This is a genomic window from Coriobacteriia bacterium, assembly GCA_031292615.1.
Classification (GTDB): domain Bacteria; phylum Actinomycetota; class Coriobacteriia; order Anaerosomatales; family JAAXUF01; genus JARLGT01.
Genome location: JARLGT010000132.1, coordinates 1 through 3,835 on the forward strand (window position 1 = coordinate 1; position 3,835 = coordinate 3,835).

The following is a 3,835-nucleotide window of genomic DNA, read 5'->3' on the forward strand; positions in this document are numbered from 1 at the left end:
ACCCGCGCCGACAAGTTCGAGGCTAGTGCCGAGGAGGCTCCCGCCGAGGAGGCCGTCGCCGAGGAGACCGTCGCCGCCGACGAGCCCGTCGCAGAGGCCGCCGAGGTCGTCGAGGAGCCCGCAGCCGAAGAGGCCGCCGAGTAACTCGCAGGCTGCGCACAATCGCAACGCTGAAGGAGGCGGCCCAACTGGGACCGCCTCCTTTCGTTATGGTGCGGGCGTGCGCCAGGCGCGCGTCGAAGCGCGTGGCATTGCGCGCCCGACCTACGCGTCTTGCTCGGCGCGGACCTTCAGTCCATTGGCAAACTGCGAGAACGAGGGCTGCAGGTCTGGCATCGAGCCCCAGATCATGGCGGTGAGCGGGCCGTGATACTCCTCGCGCATGTCGAACTCAGTGCCGCCGTCGTCGCTCGCGGTGAGCGTGAACGTGCGCTCGCCCACGAACAGCCCCATCGGCATGCCGCCGGTCCACTTCATCGTTCGCGGCGCCTCGAACTCCGTGACCTTGACCGGGAAGGTGCGACCCGGGTTGATGGCCGCGTGCACAGTGATGGTCTCTTCCGGCGCGATCTTGCCCTCGACCGCGACGACTCCGGAGTCCCACGTGGGGTAGCCGTCAGCGTCAGTCAGTATCTTCCATACGGCTTCGGGCGCTGCCGCGATTGTGGCCTTGGCTTCAAACGCATGCTCGCTCATGTTGGCTCCTTGTGGCGGGATGCACTCACGTGTCATCGTGCCGGTCCCGATGTTCCTTCCCGCGGCGCGCAAAGGGGACGCACGTCCTCGCGGTAGCGGCGGGCCGGTCTCGGCACGGAACACGCTACAATGGGCCGATGGCCCGCATGCGGGCCTCCACCGACACTCCCGGACGAAGGCTCACACCTGCATGGATGTACGTCTGCTCTTCCACACGCCCGAACCCGAGCGCGCGATCGCGGCTGCCGCACGCCTGTGCTACGCCCCGGTGGGCGCAGCCGAGCTACTCGAGACGATGGGCGACGAAGCCATCCACCGAGTGCTCAAGACGATCATCACCAGCGGCCACACCTCGACGCTCGAGCACGCGAGCTATACCTTCGCCGTCGACGGCGTCTCGCGCGCGATGACGCACCAGCTGGTGCGCCACCGACTCGCCAGCTATAACCAGCAGTCGCAGCGCTACGTGTCATACGCCGAGGAGCCCGAGTTCATCGTGCCGCCATCGGTGGCCTCGGACCCGGTTGCGCTCAAGCGCTTCAAGACCGCCAGCGCGGCGGCGTTCGCGGGATATCGCGAGCTGATTGAGGCCGGGATTCCCGCCGAGGACGCGCGCTACCTGCTTCCCAACGCGATGGAGACCAAGATCGTTGTCACCATGAACGTCCGAGAGTTGCTGCACTTCTTCGAGCTGCGTTGCTGCAAGCGCGCGCAGTGGGAGATCCGCGACCTTGCGCTAGCCATGCTCGACCTTGCCGAGCCCACCGCCCCGTACATCTTCATGGACGCAGGTGCGTCCTGCCGACGTGGCCCCTGCCGCGAGGGCAAGATGACGTGTGGCGACCCCTACCCGAAGGCCCCCCGACGTGACTGATACCGCTGCAAAGCTGCCCGTTCTTGACGGGCCCGTGACTCACACCCACATCGGCGGCCAAGCCGTCCTCGAGGGCATCATGATGCGCGGCCGCTACAACTGGGCCGTGGCCGTACGCACCCCCGACGGCGAGATTCACTGCGAGGAGCACGACCTGGCGTCCGGTGCGACCAAGCACTCGTGGATGCGCTGGCCAGTCGTGCGCGGCTGCGTCGCACTCGTCGAGACGCTCGCGCTGGCGATGCAGGCCTTCTCGGTCTCGGCATCGCTTGCCGGCGACTCGGAAGAGGAGCAGCTCACCAGCAAGGAGATCTCGATCACGATGGCGCTCGGCGCCGTTCTGGCCATCGTGTTCTTCATCCTGCTGCCCGTGTGGCTGACCAACCTCGTCACGCAGACCACGGCCGCCAACAACCCGCTGCTGTGGAACCCCGTTGACGGGCTGATTCGCGTGGCCGCCTTCTTCGCTTACATCTGGGCGATCGGCCGGATCGGCGACATCAAGCGCGTCTTCGCCTACCACGGCGCGGAGCACAAGACGATCCACGCTTACGAGCACAACCTTCCGCTGGACACCGACGTCATCCAGCGCTACGAGACGCTGCACGTTCGCTGCGGCACATCGTTCCTGCTGATGGTCATGATCGTCGCGATCCTCGTCTTCTCGCTCGTTCCGGTCCGCTTGATCGCCGCCTCTATGGGCCTGACAGCCGGCTGGCAGATCTCGCTCATCGCTATCGTCTCTCGCCTCGCCTTGCTGCCGGTAGTCGCCGGTCTGGCGTACGAGATCACGGTGAAGTGGGCGGGCAACCACTCCGAGAACCCCTTCGTGCGCGTGCTGTTGTGGCCCGGATTGCAGATGCAGCGCATGACCACCGCCGAGCCTGACGACTCGATGGTCGAAGTCGCGGTTGCGGCCATGAGCGCGATCGTCGCCCGCGAAGATCGCGAGGCGGCTCTGGCGCGCGGCGAGGTCGTCGAGCCGCTCGAGCCCGCAGAACCCGCCGATACGCGCGTGCCGGCTGAGGCCGACGACGAGGAGCCGCTTACGTGAGCGAGGCCCCTAACGCCAACGGGCCGAGTCGACGTACGAGTGCTGGCCGCATCCTAGCGGTCGGCTTGCTCCTGCTCACCGTGGCCGCCGTCGCGGGCTGCCAGTCGGTCAAGGCCGGCTCGTGGCGCGAACTCGGTGGACCGCTGGGGCTATCGCGAAGGGCTGGCACCGCCGATGGCGCCAAGGCCACTGCGCCCGATGGCGACGAGCCCGAGGACCCGAGCGATGCCTCCGTCGTAGCGACGCCCGCGTTCGCGGCAGTGCCACCGCACGACCCGCAACCCACATTCGATCGCTCGAAGTACATAGGCCTGCCAGTCGAGTTCGTGCCCAACGATCAGCACGAGGTCGCGCTCACGTTCGACGACGGACCTTCCCGGAACTCTGGCGCGATCCTGTCCATCTTGGAGACCTACGACGCTCATGCGACGTTCTTCATGGTCGCCAAACGTGCCGAGATCCACGACGACAGGGTTCTGGCGGTTGTCGGGGCCGACGACGAGGTCGCCAACCACACGTGGTCGCACAGCGCGCTTCGGAACCTCGATGCGACCACCACGGCCCTGCAGATCGACCGAGCGCAGGCGATGTTGACCGCCGAGGCGGGCACTCCTCCGCTGTTTGTGCGCCCGCGCGGTGGAAAGTTTGATGAGGCTGGGCGCATGGCGCTCGTCGATCGCGGGTTGATCATGGTGCTCTGGTCGATCCACGCCAACGACATCGAGCCCAGCCCCACGCCCGATCAGATCGTCAAGAACGCGACGCACCACATCAAGCCGGGGTCGATCATCTTGATGCACGAGACCAACGACAACACGGTTCTCGCCTTGCCCAAGATCCTCGACGAGCTTCGTGCGAAGGGCCTGCGACCGGTGACGCTCTCTCAGCTGCTCGCCGACGGGCACCCGTAGCGCCTCACCCCGGCCCGACGCACGTCGGGTGCTAGACTTAACTCCACTCAACCGCACCACGAAAAGGAACGACGACGCCCATGCGCGAGAAGCTTCAGAGCATTCTGGACACCTACGACGAGCTGACCGCCAAGCTCGGCGATCCCGCCGTGCTCGGCGACCAGAAGGAGTACACGCGACTGGCCAAAGCGCACAGCGCGCAGGCTCCACTGGCCGAGAAGGCGCGCGAGTACATCTCGGCGTCCGAGCAGCTCGACGAGGCCAAGGAGATTCTCAAGCACGAGACCGATCCGGAGATGA

The 3,835-nt window shown here is 66.4% G+C and carries 5 protein-coding genes; 4 read left to right on the forward strand and 1 reads right to left on the reverse strand.

The annotated features are described in order from the left end of the window. Window positions 1–264 precede the first annotated feature (264 nt). A complete protein-coding gene (locus tag P4L93_12275) occupies window positions 265–696 on the reverse strand; it encodes an SRPBCC domain-containing protein (protein ID MDR3687719.1) in 432 nt (143 codons plus the stop codon). Between the two features lie 190 nt (window positions 697–886). Between P4L93_12275 and thyX the strand changes: the two genes are divergently transcribed. The 4 genes from thyX to P4L93_12295 all read left to right on the forward strand — a co-directional run. Beyond that, the gene (gene thyX / locus P4L93_12280; GenBank protein MDR3687720.1) at window positions 887–1,570 is read left to right on the forward strand and encodes an FAD-dependent thymidylate synthase; all 684 of its coding nucleotides are present in this window, start codon (window positions 887–889) and stop codon (window positions 1,568–1,570) included. After that, window positions 1,563–2,624 (forward strand): DUF1385 domain-containing protein, encoded by a 1,062-nt coding sequence (locus P4L93_12285; GenBank protein ID MDR3687721.1) that lies wholly within the window; start codon window positions 1,563–1,565, stop codon window positions 2,622–2,624. The genes thyX and P4L93_12285 overlap by 8 nt, the downstream gene beginning before the upstream one ends. Next, entirely contained in the window at window positions 2,621–3,535 is a 915-nt protein-coding gene (locus tag P4L93_12290; GenBank protein ID MDR3687722.1) for a polysaccharide deacetylase family protein, read from the forward strand. The genes P4L93_12285 and P4L93_12290 overlap by 4 nt, the downstream gene beginning before the upstream one ends. Before the next feature lie 80 nt (window positions 3,536–3,615). Beyond that, window positions 3,616–3,835 (forward strand): PCRF domain-containing protein (locus P4L93_12295; GenBank protein ID MDR3687723.1); only part of this gene is annotated, 220 nt, incomplete at its 3' end.

Excerpts from the sequence above, each read along its gene's own strand:
- P4L93_12275 (MDR3687719.1), bottom strand. The coding sequence starts at position 696 with ATGAGCGAGCATGCGTTTGAAGCCAAGGCCACAATCGCGGCAGCGCCC.
- thyX (MDR3687720.1), top strand. The coding sequence starts at position 887 with ATGGATGTACGTCTGCTCTTCCACACGCCCGAACCCGAGCGCGCGATC.